This is a genomic window from Candidatus Delongbacteria bacterium (genome assembly GCA_020634015.1).
GTDB lineage: Bacteria > CAIWAD01 > CAIWAD01 > CAIWAD01 > CAIWAD01 > JACKCN01.
In genome coordinates this window covers 1-15,950 of sequence record JACKCN010000006.1, presented here as the reverse complement: position 1 = coordinate 15,950, position 15,950 = coordinate 1, and the positions used below count along the sequence as shown (strand labels likewise).

Annotated in this window: 10 protein-coding genes; 2 read left to right on the top strand and 8 right to left on the bottom strand. The window is 65.1% G+C overall.

Annotated elements, in window-relative coordinates:
- Positions 1–26 precede the first annotated feature (26 nt).
- The 3 genes from H6678_11620 to H6678_11610 form a co-directional block, all read right to left on the bottom strand.
- A complete protein-coding gene (locus tag H6678_11620; GenBank protein MCB9474451.1) occupies positions 27–308 on the bottom strand; it encodes a tetratricopeptide repeat protein in 282 nt (93 codons plus the stop codon).
- A 71-nt stretch (positions 309–379) separates the two neighbouring features.
- Entirely contained in the window at positions 380–1,069 is a 690-nt protein-coding gene (locus H6678_11615) for a hypothetical protein (protein ID MCB9474450.1), read from the bottom strand.
- The gene (locus H6678_11610) at positions 1,062–2,252 is read right to left on the bottom strand and encodes a hypothetical protein (GenBank protein ID MCB9474449.1); all 1,191 of its coding nucleotides are present in this window, start codon (positions 2,250–2,252) and stop codon (positions 1,062–1,064) included. The genes H6678_11615 and H6678_11610 overlap by 8 nt, the downstream gene beginning before the upstream one ends.
- A gap of 691 nt (positions 2,253–2,943) precedes the next feature.
- Here H6678_11610 and H6678_11605 point away from each other — a divergent pair.
- Entirely contained in the window at positions 2,944–5,850 is a 2,907-nt protein-coding gene (locus tag H6678_11605) for a carboxypeptidase regulatory-like domain-containing protein (GenBank protein ID MCB9474448.1), read from the top strand.
- 125 nt (positions 5,851–5,975) lie between these two features.
- On the opposite strand, the gene H6678_11600 is transcribed toward H6678_11605, so the two are convergent.
- The gene (locus tag H6678_11600) at positions 5,976–6,512 is read right to left on the bottom strand and encodes a hypothetical protein (protein MCB9474447.1); all 537 of its coding nucleotides are present in this window, start codon (positions 6,510–6,512) and stop codon (positions 5,976–5,978) included.
- 190 nt (positions 6,513–6,702) lie between these two features.
- Here H6678_11600 and H6678_11595 point away from each other — a divergent pair, with 190 nt between their 5' ends.
- Positions 6,703–7,119: a response regulator gene (locus tag H6678_11595; protein ID MCB9474446.1), complete on the top strand. Its 417-nt coding sequence runs from the start codon at positions 6,703–6,705 to the stop codon at positions 7,117–7,119.
- Between the two features lie 89 nt (positions 7,120–7,208).
- Here the strand turns inward: H6678_11595 and H6678_11590 are convergent, their stop codons facing one another.
- The 4 genes from H6678_11590 to H6678_11575 all read right to left on the bottom strand — a co-directional run bounded on the left by H6678_11590 (position 7,209) and on the right by H6678_11575 (position 15,787).
- Complete coding sequence (locus tag H6678_11590; GenBank protein ID MCB9474445.1) at positions 7,209–9,506, bottom strand: hypothetical protein; 2,298 nt, start codon at positions 9,504–9,506, stop codon at positions 7,209–7,211.
- Positions 9,507–9,706: 200 nt separating this feature from the next.
- Entirely contained in the window at positions 9,707–12,763 is a 3,057-nt protein-coding gene (locus tag H6678_11585; protein MCB9474444.1) for a hypothetical protein, read from the bottom strand.
- 925 nt (positions 12,764–13,688) lie between these two features.
- Positions 13,689–15,263, bottom strand: a complete 1,575-nt coding sequence (locus H6678_11580) for a hypothetical protein (protein ID MCB9474443.1) — start codon at positions 15,261–15,263, stop codon at positions 13,689–13,691.
- A gap of 59 nt (positions 15,264–15,322) precedes the next feature.
- Complete coding sequence (locus tag H6678_11575; GenBank protein MCB9474442.1) at positions 15,323–15,787, bottom strand: hypothetical protein; 465 nt, start codon at positions 15,785–15,787, stop codon at positions 15,323–15,325.
- Positions 15,788–15,950 lie beyond the last annotated feature (163 nt).

Genomic DNA, 15,950 nt, shown 5'->3' with positions numbered 1-15,950 from the left:
CGGGAAGCCGACCGCCTCCGACACACTCAACGGTCCTCGGCATTCGCCTGCCCACCCCGCGACCGATCCAGCAGCTTCCTGGATTCCAATATTTCCGCGTGTGACATTCCATGGATCTTCGTACAGACAGCCAGCGAACGGCGGGCAGGTTCCTGCGCATCCGCGAACTCCCCCTGCGCCTGATGGAAGCAGGCCAGATCGTTCAAATGGCGCACCAGATCCGGATCCTCCTTGCCCAGTGCATCCTCCTTCATCGCCAGTGCCCTGGCAAACAATCCATCTGCCTTGTCCTTCGTGCCCAGGGACAACGGATCATGGCCCAGTTCGAAGGAAAGAGGTCACCCCGAACTGAAACACTCCTGACGGATGCGACAGTCGGTCAGTAGGTGAGATGGAACTGAGGATCTCCCGTCAGCATCTGCAGCACGACAAAATGATGGACCAGATCGGATGACAGCAATGCCCAGCCCACGATGGCCAGCGCGTTGGATTTCCAGGAAGCCGTGGACGAAAGCAGGATGGAACAAAGGATCATCATCAGGCCCAGATAGCCATGATGCACCCTCAGGCCGCATGTGAACGACGCAAGAAAGGCCGTCTCGCGCTGGCTTTGCAGCTGCAGCCCGAAGCGCAGGTACACGGTCAGCGCTTCGATCAACGCCCCCCAGAACAGGCCGTAGGCCAACGCGCCCGAAGCGCTGAAGGCGGCAAGTTCCGCCCGCAGGTCGGTCGGGGACCTGCCCTCGGCGAGCAGATGGAATTCATGATCCCCCGTGCTCCAGCGCAGCACGAAGACATGGTGCACCAGATCGGACAGGATCGCTCCGAAGAGGAACGCGGACAGGTGCACGAAGACCCCGGTCGAGGGTGAGATCACGGGGACCGCGGCCAGCGCCAGCATCGCGGGAAAGGCGTGGTGGATCCGGATGCCGGCCGTCAGCGCCCCGAAACGCCGGGCCCGCGAGCGCATGCTCAGCCTGCGGCCGAATCGCAACCAGGCCGTGAGACCTTCAAGAAGTACCGTCCAGCCCAGTGCCAACAGGACGATCCGGGGAATCTGCTCACTCATCCGCTGTGCTCGCGGTGTCGGGATCCCTGCCCACTCTGCCCGCCGTCAGGAACATGACCGCATTCGCCAGCAGCAGGGTCGACAGCAGAATCAGATTGCCGAGTGTGACAAGTGTGGCCTGCTGCGGCAGCACTTCGCACGCCCAGAGGTGGGCCTGGCGGACCGAAAAGCCAATCAAGAGGAAGACCGTCAGCAGTGCCGCGCTGGCGATCAGCAGGTTGCCCGCCGGCAGGCCCTTCAGGGCGCCGGAGGTTCTGGCGATCCGGCGCTCGCGCACGATGCGGAAGAAGCCGATGCGGAACTCGATGCGGCGTCCGTTGTGGCTCAGCGAGTGCACTGGCTCCAGCGCGGAGCTTGCGATGGAATCCATCCAGGACTCGCATTTGCCCAGATAGCGCTTGATGTGCTTGATCCGTCTGAATTCCAGGACCATTGCCAGAGTCAGCGCCAGCAGGATCGGAGGCGTCACCAGGAAAATCCAGCGGTTGGCGGCCGACTGGTTCAGGATGCCGGCCGAGCTGGCCAGCAGCATCAGCGTCAGCACCAGCAGCCGCGGGTAGCTGTCCGCATGGGTTCTGAAGTCCGTGCAGCGTTCGGCATGGTCGGTCTCAAGAAGTGACACGGTCAGCCCAGGACCCAGCTCATTCTCGCTGGCCTTCAGCAGGCTCAGGTCCAGACACGCTGCCAGCATGTGCGCCCGCTCCTCGAGAACATCGCGCCGCAAGCGGACGAAGAGCAGCCCCCCAGCCAGCGGAAGAGCCACCAGCAGCAGGACCAGCGGAATTCTGAAGGTTGACTCGCCCAGCACCGGACTGGCCAGGCCCGCGAAGACGAATCCAGCCAATGCCAGCGAGGTGACGAGTCCCCCTGCGATCGCGGCGAGGACGAAGCCATGCCGGCCCCGGCCACTGCGAGAACAGGCCTGTCGCCACAGCGTGCAGCCCAGCGCCAAGGTCGGACCGGTCTGGCCGTCCACGACATGGCGGGCGCAGGACGGGCTGAACAGGGCATTGAAGCGCACCTCGATGCGCATCAGATAGCTGCGCATCAGTTCACTGGATCTGTAGACGAAGATCAGCATCAGGGCCGCGGTTTCGATGATCAGGCCCGCGAAGGGCAGCAGATGGACCGGTGTTTCCGCGCCTTGCGAGAACAGAACCCAGCTCAGCGAGGTGAACAGCACTCCCAGGATCAGGGAGAAGCTCTGTCAATGACAGGCCGTCTGCCGCCCGAGATCGGCCGACCTCTCGGCATGGTCGGCCCGCAGCACGTTGACCGCGTGTTCGAGCATCCCTGACCCCTCCGCAACGTCACGCGTCCTGAAGGGGACAGCCGCCGCGACGCTCCGCCCCGTTCACTGTCCTGCCCTCTCCGGCCCTGGTGCCTCGCCCCGGGCAAAACACCGGATTCTGCCCGAAAACTCCAGTCATGAATCGACCTGTCAACGGGAGGCGGCAACCGATCCTCAGCCCGGGTGCCGGGCCGCAGCCGGGCGCACCGATTCTCGACGTGACTCAGTTCTTTGATGACAAATCTGTGACCTGCAAGAATTCTACGGGCAGCAGGGGCCCCTTCGGAAATCGTTGGCCCTTGGAAAACAGCCAGATAGCTGCCGCAGGCCGGGGAAACCCGGGTTGGTACGGAAATTGTCATGTCCCGTGCACACCGGACAGCGCCGCCAATCGAGGTCATGCCCTTGCGGGCAATCCCCCGGGTCCCGCGGGCCGTGGGCGGCGCGAGGACGGCACCGGCCAGGATCCGATCCCTGGCGACGTGGCGGCGGACCCGCGTCCCCGACCCCCGAGTGGCCGCGACCGGCCAGCCCCTGAACGAAATCAATGATTGATCACGGAGCATGAGAAGGAGAGTCTATCGTGAGAAGAAATGCGCTTGCCTTGCTGGGACTGTGGCTGACACCGGGCCTGCTGCTGGCCTATCCCGTCGGCGAAATGGTGCCCTTCGACCTGGGCGGAGCCAATGTCGCCGGCGTGACCTCGGATGGCCTGAAGGTGGCCGCCTACTACTATCCCTGGAGCGGAGTCGTCTACTGGACGGAAGCGGAGGGACTGGTGACCGTCGACACGGACGCCGAAGCCGGTGACATCAGCGACGATGGCCGGATCTTCGGCTCCAGGCTGGACACCAACCTGGGGCACGAACTGCCCTGCTGGTGGGATACGAACAACACCTACCACGAGCTGCCCCACCTGTCCTACGGACAGAACAGCGACAACTTCTTCAGCAATGTCTGGTGCTGCAATTCGACCGGCACGGTGCTGGGCGGTCTGCAGTGGATTTCCACCTCCCACACCACGCCCGTGATGTGGTACCAGGACGGCTCCGGAAACTGGCAGGTGCTGGACCTGTTTCCTGAAGACAGCAGCCGTGATGGCCGGATCAATGCGGTCAGTGAGGACGGCACACAGCTGGCGGGCTGGCTGGCGAGCATGGATGGCGCCTGGGTGCCGACCCTGTGGACGGTGGACGAGAATCTGAACGTCAGCCACACCACCGTCGCTTCGCCCCCCGACTGGGTCAACGGCGAAGTCTGGGCCTTCAGCCAGAACGGCCAGCACATGACCGGCTACATGAATGGCTTCGGCGCTCTGTGGAACGCGGACGCCACGGCCTATGAGGTCGTCCAGCCGGAGAATCCCAGCTTCTGGATGAGCATCACTTGCACGGACGTGAGCAACGACGGTCTGGTCGTGGGCGTCACGCGCGACTTCGGCAACGGGGGGCAGTGGGGGCACGTCTACAAGCCCGGAATGGGCTACATGCAGGCCGACGACTGGCTCAACATGTTCGGTGTCGTACATCCCGAGGACTATCAGTACTCCGACATGATCTTCTGGGTCTCCGATGACGAGAGCATGGTCATGGGCTCGTACATCACCACCGGATGGCAGGCGCGGACATTCGTGCTGGCGCTGCCCGAGCTGGGCCATGTGGAAGGCACGGTGACGCTCAATGGCAACCTTGGCGCCGTCGAGGATGTACTGATCCAGGCGGCCAGCACGGGGACCCACCCCGATGCCAGCGGGTTCTATTCGCTGGACATCGGAGCGGGCACATATGACATCAGCGCCAGCCTGCCGGGCTACCTCAGCCAGACCCTGAGCGGCGTGGTCGTGGCGGAAGGCGCCACCATCCAGGGCCAGGACTTCGTTCTCGAGCAGATTCCCAATGCCGGCTTCATCGAGGGCACGCTGACCCAGATCTACAACTGGGACCCCTTCACCCAGGCGACGATCACGGCCACGGACGGAAACTCCCAGTATGTGACCCATGGAACGGCCGCCGGCAGCTATCAGCTGATTCTGCCCGCGGGGACCTACGAGGTCCAGGCATCCCAGAGCAACTGCTACGACGTGATCGTCCAGAATGTCCTGGTCGTGGCCGAGGAAGTCACCCCGCTGGACATCGAGTTCTTGAGCGTGAACGCGCCCTCGTACATCCATCTGGATCTGGTCGTGGACTCTCCCGAGACCTTCGACTGGTCCACCGTCAAGATCAAGGTGGGCAACAACAGCAGCGTCTCACAGTACGACATCTGGGAAAGCAGTTACACGGGCGAAGTCTGGACAGCCGGCACCTACACGGTCAGCGTCTGGGCCCTGGGACACGAGATCTGGACCCAGGATGATGTGGAGTTCCTGCAGAACCAGACCACCTCGCTGACCATCGAACTGCAGAAGAACCGCTACCCCGTGCGCCAGCTGTCGGTGGCCTCGGACGGCACGGCCAGCTGGGACCACCCGCTGCCCGTGAACGCCTATTTCCAGGACCACGAGCAGTTCCAGACGGGCATGGATGTGACGGCCAACATCAGATACTGGTATACCCCCTTGTGGCCGAACAGCAATGCGTTCACCACCGAGGATCAGGCATTCGAAGGAACCAAGTCCCTCAGGATCGATACGGTGGACGGAACCCCGGGTGATATCTACTGCGATTTCGGCTGGCCGTATCCTACCGTTGGGTCGTACGTATTCGAAGCCGCGCTGTATGTGCCATCCGGACACTGTGCCCATCATGGAATCATCAGGGAAGGCGTCTGGGGAGCCATGTTCGCGATCGAGATCTTCTACCGCGCGAATGGCACCGTCAACATCATGATCGGTGGCAACGAACTGACTCTCGCGTATCCCCAGGATCAGTGGTTCAGCTTCAGGCTCGTTGCCGATCTGGACAACGATCTGGTCCAGTACTGGCAGGACGGATCGCTGCAGGCCAGTGGCCCCTACAGCCTGGACGCGTACACGGGCGAGCAGGCCGTGATTTCGCTGGGTTCCTACGACCTGTCGGCGGAATCCAGGCCCGGCTTCGCCGAGGACGGCCTGTTCTACATGGACAATTACCTCAACTATCAGAACGGCGGCAGCCCGGCGGCAACCTACTCGGTCAGCCTGGATCAGGCACTGCAGACCAGCGGGCAGAGCCAGACCGGCCATCTCTTCCAGAACCTGAACCCGGGCCAGGCCTACAGCGCCGGCGTGGTGGCCGATTATGCCTGGGGTGCTTCAGAAGAGATGCTGGCGGGCTTCACCTTCATCCCGCCCTTCGGTGCTCCCGTGAACCTGAGCATCTCGGTCTTCGGTGGCAACACGGTGCTGAGCTGGGACCCGGTGACCGATGCGACCGGCTACAGGGTCTGGTCTTCCAGCAACCCGTATGGCGGATTCAGCGAGGACCAGTCGGGCAGCTTCGACGGCGAAAGCTGGAGCACGCCGCTGGCAGGAGGCAAGCGATTCTTCGTGGTGACCGCCATCGGAAACTGATCCCCCCCCACGAACAGTCCTGATCGACAACGCTCAGGCCAAGGGACGTTGCCTGCCATTCGGCAGGCAACGCTCTTCTGGGCCTGTGTGGCGGGAATCTCGCCGGTGCGCTGTCCGGACCGGCCTCAGTCGCCGGACTTGCGCAGTCCGGCCATGCGGTTCAGCGTGGCCCTGGCGACATCCAGAGATCGGGCCGCCTTGGTGATGTTGCCGTCGATGCGCTTGAGTACCGTGCGCGCGATGGTGGCCTGCATGTCCTCGAGAGGATGGCCTTCCTCGGGCAGCTCCAGCACAATCCGGTCGTGCTGGCCCAGGTCGTTCTCGCGCTCCACTGTCAGGCCGAGATGGCCGGCAGTCAGATGCCGGCCATCGTGCTTCAGGACCATGCAATCGATCTGGCTCTTCAGTTCCCGGACATTGCCCGGCCTGGTGTGCTCTTCCAGCAGATGCACCGTGTCACGCGTGATGCTGGCGAAGGACTTGCCGTAGCGGGCGTTGGCCTGGCAAAGAAACAGCCGGGCCAGGGGAAGGATGTCACACAGGCGTTCGCGCAATGGCGGCACACGGCTGTAGCCGGTGTTCAGCGGGAAGTGAAGGTCGCCGCGGAAGAGTTCGCTTTCGAAGAGCGTACGCGCCGACCGTGGCGTGACCGGGCGGGCCAAGCAACTCTCAGGATTCTGCGAATCCTCAGATTCTTGTGTGCGGGATCTGTTCCTCAAAAGCCCCTGCGGGGGCCACCCAGGCAGCCCCGTGAGTCAAGCTCTTGATTGACAACGGGATGCCCCCCGGGCCGGAGCTGGCCGCGATTGGCATGCAAGCTGCATGACCGCCCGCAGTCCTTGAGGGAGCATCATGGAAATTCTGCTGGTCGATGACGACGAGCCAAGCCTGAGCAGTCTGGCACGCTTTCTCCGTTCGGAAGGCCATCGGGTGGACTCCCACAAGAGCCCGGCCAGCGCTCTGGGCGTCTGTCAACATCGCCGCTTCGATCTGCTGGTCTCGGATTATCACCTGCCCGGGATGGATGGCCTCAGCCTGATCCGCGCGGTCCGGGGCCTGCAGCCCCGCATCGGAACCATCCTGTACTCTGGCCTGCACTCGGCGGACACCCTGCAGCAGGCGCACAACCAGGGAGTGGACACCGTGCTGGGCAAGCCCCTGAGGATCCGCGATCTGCTGGCCGCCATCCAGAATCTGCCCCCCGTCGCCCCGGGCCCCGGACCGGCCAGTTTGGCGGCCAACACCAGACCGGATGAGCTGAGCCCCTGACCCGCCAGCGGCGTGCCGTGCACCTGGCTGGACCTCGGGCCCGGCCGGAGGAACGCCTCCCGTGTGTCATTGCCGCGGCAGGCGCGGACCTATTCCGCAGCATCCCGTGCGCGCACCTTCCAGAAGCCCTTTGGCGCACCTTCCGGCACCTGCATCAGCGCTCTGGGCTCCGTGCTGAGCGCGACCAGATGGGCGGGGTCACAGGGAAAATCGGGCTCGCTGCCGTAGTAGAGCTGGTAGACGATGAGCCCCAGTTCCGGGTAGCTGTTGCCGTCCAGGGTGCCCGTCGTCACCGGGTTCCAGCGCAGCGGCAGCTCGGAGCCCGCCAGCAGGCCCGCGTGGAAGCCGGTCGGCGCGTCCGGCGGAATGTTGTCGACGCTGCTGGCCGAATCCGGGGCGCTCTCGCTGACATGGCTGCTGCAGTGCCAGCCGACCTTGAGGCTGGTCGGGTGCGCGCCCGTGGCTGAGGAGTCCTGCAGCGTGGCGGCCACATAGCCATAGCCCGGAATCCGCATCGCGGGCACGGTCGTCACGAAGCTCCAGACGCTGCCATCGTCGCGCTGCCAGCGCAGCCCCTCGCGCGCCGAAGGAGTCACGGTCTCGAGCTGCGCCAGGGCCCGGATCACGGGACCGCCCAGGGAGCGGTTCGCCGCCAGCAGATCCTGACGCCAGACGGAATAGAAGCCGTACTCGCCCAGCGCCGCCACATCCATCGATCCCGCCTGCCAGGCCAGCTGCAGCCGCCGTCCCTGGTCGCCCGGCACATCCTGCAGAGTGGTCAGCACGGGCACGCTCTGGTCCGCGGGCACGGCACCCATGTCGACGCGCGTCAGGTCCGGGTCAAGACCGTCCAGCGAGCTGGCGGCGTCCACGCCAAGGGAAGCGGGATCCAGTTGCCACTCTCCCGCCAGCAGCAGGGCTTCACCGACCAGGTTGCCAGGGCCCAGCGTCACGCTGGAATTGGGATCTGCGATCACTGGAACCGCGCTGTTCATCAGGTTGTGGTGGTAGAGCAGCTCCGCGTTCACCGGCTGGATGCGGCTGAGCCCGTCGGCCCCCAGAAACACGCTGTTGCGGATGGTGCTGGCGCCGTGGACGTTCAGCTTCGCGAGCCCGTCAAGGAAACGGAACGTGCAGTAGTCCACCAGGACGTCGCCATTGAACTCGGAATCGGCGCCGCCCATGCCGGTGACAGGCAGGACGCAATGATGGAGGCTGATCGTCCCCGTCAGTTCGAAGGTCGGCGCGTCGAGCGAGACCTCGCCTTCGACGGACACTCCCGAGATCTCGGAAGGTTCGGAGGCATGGACAAACAGCAGTGGAACGTTCAGCCCCTCGCTCGGGCAGTCCTGGAAGACCAGACCGTCCACCTCGACGGAGCTGCCGACCAGAAAGGCCCGGCGGTGCGAGCCATGGCAGTCCTCGATGCGGACGTTCCGCAGCACGACCGGCGCGTAACCGCCCGTTCTGATCGCGCCGGTCGTGGTTCCGGGAGGATTCGCCGAATAGATCTCGTGGTGGCGGGCTCCGGCCAGCACGGTGTGTGACAGGGAAACGGGCGCGCCCTCATCGCCGAAGATGCCTTCCCAGCCCAGCTCCGCGTCGAGCGCCGTGAAGAGCACGGGAGACTGCTCCAGCCCGTTGACGACCAGCGCGCCGGCGACTTCCAGCGTGTGGTAGCCTTCCATGGTCACCTGCACGCCGGGCTCGATGGTCAAGGTCTCGCCCGCGGGCACCAGGAGGTCCCCGTCAATCAGAATCTCGGAATCGGCAAGCCAGGTCCCGGAGACGTGGCGCCGCAGGCCCGACAGGCGTATCACGGGCAGCTCGGACGAGGCGGTTCCCAGAAAGGTCGAGCAGGCGGTTGTGCCTTGTGCCACAATCGTCGAGTTGGGGCGCGTCCACGAGGCCAGCACATTGTCCGCGAAGGCCGGGGTGTCGCTGTGCACGCAGATGTCCACCAGCAGGTTCTCTCCCCTCGCCAGCGCCAGTCCCTCGTAGCCGTAGCAGGTCAGCCAGCCGGGAGCGGCCGGGTCCATGAAGGTGGTCCAGACCGGCACAGCGCTGACCTGGCGGAAGAAAGGGGTCGTCAGCAAGCTGTCCGCTGGAGGGAGGGCCTGGAGCTTCATGGTGAAGGTGAAGTCCGGTGAACTGGCCTCGGTGAAAAGCAGGTCCAGAGTGACCAGCTCGCCTTCCGCGTCGATCTGGCTGCCCGGCACGATGAACTGGATCCGGGCATCGTTGACCCAGCCATTGAAGGGGTAGTACTGCAAGCCGGTGGGCTGGCCCACCTGAACGAAGGCCGCGGCGCGCGATCCCAGGCACAGTGTCAGGACCAGAATGGCCAGGGTCCTGTTCCAGCGGTGACGAATCGGTTCTGCGTGCATCTGCTTCCTCCCGGTGGGCGCCTTGGCGCGGTGTGGGCAATCTCCGGACCCCGTGCAGAGGAACGGCAGGCTTATGGCTTGCGGGACTGTCGCGCACGGCTGGGCTGAGCGACGGTTCCTGTGGGTGATTCGGGTCCAGTCATCTGTCGCGGACCACGGCGCGAACCTGGTGGCGGGTCCACACCGGCGTCGCGACGGCTCTAGGGCCGGAACAGCCGTCCATCGCCGCGCGTGCCCGGGATTTCGGCCTCGTGACGCCAGGGCAGCTCGCCCGTGCTGGCGACCAGGCTGCCGTCGGGCGCCACCGCGACCAAGTGAAGCCAGGCGCTGGCCAGCCAGCCCAGCGCGTCGAAGGTCAGGCCGCCCTCGCCGTCCATGTAATCCGGCGGCAGAATGTCGATGTAGGGTGAGACAAGGTTGTAGGGATCCTGCTCCACGGCGATGATCAGGTAATGGTCGACGACAAGCGGTTGGCCGTTGACCGTCGTCGTCACCGGCGTGAAGGTCATGTGCACCCGGGCGTGCCCGTTGCTGAAGTCGGTGGGCGTGATCGCCAGGTCGGTGATCCGCGCCGGCCGCGGATCACGGGTCGTGATCCAGTTGGTCACGCCCTGAGCCAGCTGGCCACCTGCGCCGTCGAAGGCCACCTGCAGCGCCTGGCTGCCGTCGGCGTTCTCGATGCCCGCGGTGGCGCTGCCGGTGTCGTCCAGCAGGCCATAGCCGAAGACGATGTCGCCGCTTGCCTTCAGCTGCGCCTGGAAGGTGTAGGGCCCGCGGATACCATCGTAGTGGTGGACATTGGTCCACTGGACGATGACCCGCTGGTGCGCCGGATCGTCCAGCCAGTGCACGGCGCCGCCCAGCGCCAGGTTGAAGTCGTCCCACAGCGGGCAGATCAGGTTGTTCGGCGGCTGCCCGTCGCCGAGCGGCTGGTTGAAGTACTGGGCCGCCTCATCGTTGAAACTGAGGTAGCCATTGGTGCAGACCCAGAGCTGCGTCTGCGGAACGCCGAAGAAGGGAAAGGCGAAGGGCAGGGCCTGCAGCACGGTCTGGTCGTCTCCATTGAGCGCCAGCTGGACGCCCGTGGTGGAGATGTCCTCGAAGAGGTCGCTGGGGCCCGCCGGATCCAGCGAGTTGATCCAGGCATGACCGGCACCTTCGCCGCGCGTGGGACGGGTCGCCGGTAGGTCGATCCGGATCGCGAAGTCATCCTCCAGCGTGACGCCCCGGCCATTGTAGCACACTTCCAGGCCATCGCTGCCGTCCAGGTTCTCGATGCCGATGGTGCAGGAGGCCAGCTGCGCCTCGGGCAGGTCAACGTACTGCAGCTCGATGGAGCCATCGGCGTGCAGGACAGCCTGCACGGTGCAGGTCTCCGTCTGGCTCCAGTAGAATCGCGCCTGGTTCCACTGCACGATCGCGCGCTGGTGGGACGGGTCGGCCAGATAGAGCACGCTGCCGCCCAGATCGGGCACCAGGTCGTCCCAGAAGGCGTAGACGGCGTTGTGAAGACCGTACCCCTGCGGCGAAGGCAGGGGCTCGTTGGACGAGAAGGCCAAGCTGTTCGCCGTGAATGCCAGAAAGCCGTTGCTGCAGACCTGCATGCTGGTGTAGGCGTTGCCGTAGAAGGGGAACTCGAAGGGCAGGCTCACGGTCGCCATGTCGTCATCGCCCAGGCTCAGAGTGACCGCGCCGTCCATCGAATGCTGGATCGCCAGCGGCCCCCCCGCCATCCGGCTTGTGATCCAGGTGTGACCGAAGAGATCCGGGCCGCCCTGGTCGGGCCGCGGCGGCGTGAAACGGAGGGCCGTCTGGTCGCCCAGCGGTGCCCCGCTGCCGTCGAACAGAACCTGCAGGCCGTCGGTGCCGCTGGGGTCATCCAGGCCCACCGTGGCGCTGTTCAGCCGGTTCTCGTCGAGGTTGAGGTACTGCAGCAGGATGTCACCACCACGCGCCAGGATCGCCTGGAAACTCATCGGTGCCGAGCCGCCGAAGGCCGGCACATCCGTCCATTGGACGATCATCCGCCCGTTTATGTCCAGCTGATTCCAGTACGTCACCTGACCGCCGGCCGAGGGGTCCAGATCATCCCACCAGGGGCAGATCACGCCGCGCGGACGGCTGGGCCCGTCGTCGGGCAGCGGTCCGTTCTCGAAGACGCTCATCTTGATGCCGTCGAAATTCAGCAGGCCGTTGGCACCGACGTACAGCGAGCCGGGCAGTGATCCAAAGAAATCGAAGCGGGTCAGACCGCCGCCGGTCAGCGGCAGCGGTGCCGACACGCCGTCGTCGCCCAGCGTCAGCACCGGGCCGTCTGACGTGTCAAGCCAGTGGAAGTCGGGGCCGTCGTCGGCCTGGGAATGACGCCAGCGATGCCCGAAGGCGTCGGGTCCGCCGGTGAGATCGGGAGCCTGCGGCGGACAGGCGGCGAAGTCCACCGTCAGGTCATACTCGCCGGCGAAGGTCGAGAAGCCGTCGACCACCAGATACCAGGTGCCCGGATCGAGGCAGCAGCTGATCGTGGACAGTAGGGAATTCTGCTGACAGAGGTCGTCGCGGCCCGCCGCCAGATCCAGGTTGCTGCTGAACAGGCCCAGGCGTGTGTCGTAATGCAAGGTGGCGGCGCAGGTGCTGGCCGTGACCAGGGTCGGCTCGCTGAGCGTGAAGACATACCAGGCGTCGTTGGCGGCGAATTCCGAGGTCTTGATGCAGCCCCTGTCGAGAGCCAGCGGCACACCATGGAGGTAGTCCGAGAGCAGCGCGGTGTCGCCGTGATCCTGATAGCTGTCGCCCGGGGCCGTGCCGTCGATCAGGAAGGCCGTCAGCGGCGAATCTCCCGCCTGGCGGCGTGTGTCATCGAAGGGCATGGCGACCAGACTCTGATTGAAGCGCGCGGCCAGCTCGGCCGGCAGCTCGCCCCCGCTGGCCTTGAACAGGGCGTAGGCCTCCTCCGCGGGCAGCTCGCGCCAGCGCGCGAGGCGCTCGTCCTTGCCCGCTCCCGGACGCAGCTCCGGCACGACCTCAGGCGAGGACAATGCCTGGCTGAGAGCCTGCTTGGTGGCCAGCTCAGTGCGGAAGGCCGCCTCCTGCCGTGCCCGCTGCTCGTCCGACAGGCGCGGCGCGCGGGCCAGCGCGTCCTGTGTCTTTTCAAGGGTCCACTGAGTGGTCGTCTTCTCGGATCCGGCGGCATTCGCCTGTCCCGTGGCCCAGCCAAGGCCGGCCAGAGCCAGACTCGCCAGCAGCAGCAGCTTGCGCATCGGTTGCCTTTCGTGAAGTCCGGCGCTGCGTGGAACACGGGCCGGCAGTGGTCGGAGTTCATCCCGCGCGCCCCATGGCGTCTGGGTGGCGGAAGCGATCGCCGCGTGGTTGCAAGGGGCGTGCCACTGGAAAATGGCGGACCGGCGAGCTGGCTGCCAGAATTCAACCCTTTGATAAACAGGGCTTTCAGAACTCCGGCACGAACCGGGTCATCCGTCCGGGCGAACAGAATCCGGCGGATTGAACGATTGGGGAGAGGTCTTCACCGGGCCTTCACAAGCGGGATGGCGGAAGAATGGGCAGGCAGACAGGCCACGCGTCTCGTTCCCGAAGGACAGAAGCTTCCGCCATGGTCCGCCTTGCTGGATCGCCGCCAGAACGTGAATCATGGCAGAGTCACGACCGGGACGCGCCCGCTGCCGATCTGGAAGCATCTTGTGGCCGGACACGCCGGATGCATCGGTTCTGGCGAGCGCAGGCAGGTCGATGCGATGGCAAGACAATGCACGCGTCCGCCTGTCCAGCGTCCCATCGTGTCGGCCACACCTCCTCCTGTCCACGCACGCGTGGTGGCGCGATGAGGAACCTGAGCCCGCTCAGCCATCGGGCTTGAATGCGGTCCCGTGTGCGACAGCTGGTGCCCCTGTCCTCGATGGGCAGCCCATCGATGATCCATGGGTGTCCGACTTCCGACTCCTGCAGATCTTGATGGGTATGGTCGGCTGGCCCGGGGGTTTCCGCGAACATCAGCGACGCTTCTTCGCCGGCATGGCTTTCGCCAGCGCCTGAAGCCTTGTGCGCGCTTTCAACAGCCGCATGCGTGTTCCAGGCGAACCAGCTCCGCCTCCACACTTCGGCACGCGGAATCCGCCCGGAATCTCGTGCCCGGGGTGCAGGCATTTCCGGCGTGGTCCGATCGACTCCCTATTGCATCTCCCACTCGACGGTCACGCCGGTGACGGACAGGACCCCACCGGCCGGCCAGTTCCCGTTGGGCTGGACCGTGACGACATACTGGTGCGTCAGATTGTCCACCAAGGGTTCGTTGATGGTCTGGGTCTCGGCCGAACCGTGCCCCGAAGACGTGTTGACCGTCAGGTTTGCCAAAGTCACGCTGGACGACGTGCCAAGGATCTTCCCGGCAACGATGGCGCTGAGGTTGAGCGCAGAGGTGTCGTAGACGTACAACTTGACCCGGGTGACGGTCGCGCCCTGCGGCAACTGGAGGGCCGCCACCAGCGGAACGTTGCCGCTGGACATGTAGCTGCCGCCCTGGCCCGAGGCATAGTTCGTGATCACCGTGCTGCTGCTGTTCATCGCGATGAAGTTGCCGCTGCCCAGGGTCACCACCCCGGAGGCCGATGCCAGTGCCGTGCCATCGGGGAAGGCGAGCGCGTCCACCGTGGCCGTGCCGGCCACTTCGAACTTCGTGTTCGGTGTGGTCGTGCCGACACCCACGTTGCCGGTCGATCCCAGCACCAGCTGGTCGGTCTGGTTGAACTTGCGCATGATCAGGCTGCCGACCTCGTCGTGGTAGAACAGGCTGTTGTAGCCCGCCTGGGTGATCCTGAGTCCCGATGCGTCGCCGACGGAATCGGCTCGAACATGCAGGGCCGCGTCCGGGTTCGTGGTGCCGATGCCGACATGGCCGTTCGATCCTTCGATGAACAGGGTGGACTCTTCGGATCCATGGCTTCCCCGGTAAAAGGAGACGTCCGGCTGGTAGCCGCCATCCAGGACAAGGCGCGTCGTCTGCTCACCAAGTTCGTCGGAGGTCGTCAGGTCCATGGAATAGCCGCTGCCCAGGTCATTCTGGGTGATCCCGACCGGCAGGTTCGCATTCAGGGAATAGATGCCCAGTTCGGTCGACGGGTTGGAGATGTTGATGCCGACTTTGCCTTCCGAGCTGATGTAGATGCCCTCGTTGTCCCCGTCACCGCTGATGCTGCGGTTGCCCAGAGTGATGTTCTGCGTGGCCGTGTGGTTGCCCATGTTGTCGCCGGCACCCGCCTGCAGCGCGTAGGGCACGGCGCCGACACGGACGCGGGGAGTCATCTCCGCATCGTCGCCCACCGTCAGGCCGATCCAGCGGTTGGGGCCGGAGAACAGCGAGGCGTCGAGAGGGCTGTACGCGCCCAGCAGGACATGGAAGAGGCCGCCGACGACCTCCGTGACCACGCTTTCATTCCAGAGGGACGTGCCTCCCGTCTCCACGTCGTACAGGGAAAAGTGGATCGACAGAGTGGAATCCAGGGGACTCCCGCCGCTGTCCGCGAGGCGGCCCTGGAAGTCGACCCGGTCGGGCGCGTTGCCGGTGCGCTCGCCATCGCGCAGGCTGCCCGCGTCGGACGCCGGAGCCGCCTGGGAATCGGCCTGCCGCAGGCTGCGCCGAGGGCCGTCCGCCTTTGTCAGCGCGTCCGCCTGCGCCCCGCCCATGGCAAGAAAGTTCAGCAGCAGGGCGCCAAGGGCGCATCGGATCGTCATTGGAATGGAAGTCATCGTTTCTCCTGTATCACATCTTCTTGTTGCGTTCTGTCCGCCGTGACGCGGAAGCGGGCTCAGTACACGGCTGCCACATAGAAGAAGCGCTTGCCCACCGCTGCGGGAGCGCTCCAGCTCGTGCCGTCGAAAGCGCCGCCGGTGTCGAGGCTGAAGCCGCTGTAGGCTTCGGCGGAGGAATACACGCGGTAGGAGTGCGCGCCAGCCACGGGCAGCCAGCTGATCGACACCGTGGACTCGTCCGCGGTGATGGACACGATCTCGGGTGGCAGGATGTCCCCATCGAGCACGCCCAGGTAATAGCCGGGCTTCAGGGTGGCCGTCTCGCTGCCCGTGTCCGCGCCGGAGAGGATACCGAGCGCGGAGCCTTCGAGCCGGAAGTTGGCTGAGACTGGCGGGTTCGCCGGATTGCTGCCGGCACCCAGGCCCCATTGCTGCAGGGTGAAATGTTCGCTGGCCGACGTGGCCGCGAGCCCGGGCAGCTGCGCGGCAAGCAGCAGAAGCGCTGCAATGCATGGTTTCATGGATCGTTCCCCGTTGGAAATGAAGCACGATTGGTAGTGCAGCTTCCGTACACACTGTTTCATATGAAGCGCCATCAGGAAGAGCGCCAGGACGGAAGTCAAGCGCGCGTTCATCGCAAGAACCGGGCCAGCCATTTGGTGAATCTCCATCAATGGGCAACAG

Excerpts from the sequence above, each read along its gene's own strand:
- H6678_11580 (MCB9474443.1), bottom strand. The coding sequence starts at position 15,263 with ATGACTTCCATTCCAATGACGATCCGATGCGCCCTTGGCGCCCTGCTG.
- H6678_11575 (MCB9474442.1), bottom strand. The coding sequence starts at position 15,787 with ATGAAACCATGCATTGCAGCGCTTCTGCTGCTTGCCGCGCAGCTGCCC.
- H6678_11595 (MCB9474446.1), top strand. The coding sequence starts at position 6,703 with ATGGAAATTCTGCTGGTCGATGACGACGAGCCAAGCCTGAGCAGTCTG.
- H6678_11585 (MCB9474444.1), bottom strand. The coding sequence starts at position 12,763 with ATGCGCAAGCTGCTGCTGCTGGCGAGTCTGGCTCTGGCCGGCCTTGGC.
- H6678_11590 (MCB9474445.1), bottom strand. The coding sequence starts at position 9,506 with ATGCACGCAGAACCGATTCGTCACCGCTGGAACAGGACCCTGGCCATT.
- H6678_11615 (MCB9474450.1), bottom strand. The coding sequence starts at position 1,069 with ATGAGTGAGCAGATTCCCCGGATCGTCCTGTTGGCACTGGGCTGGACG.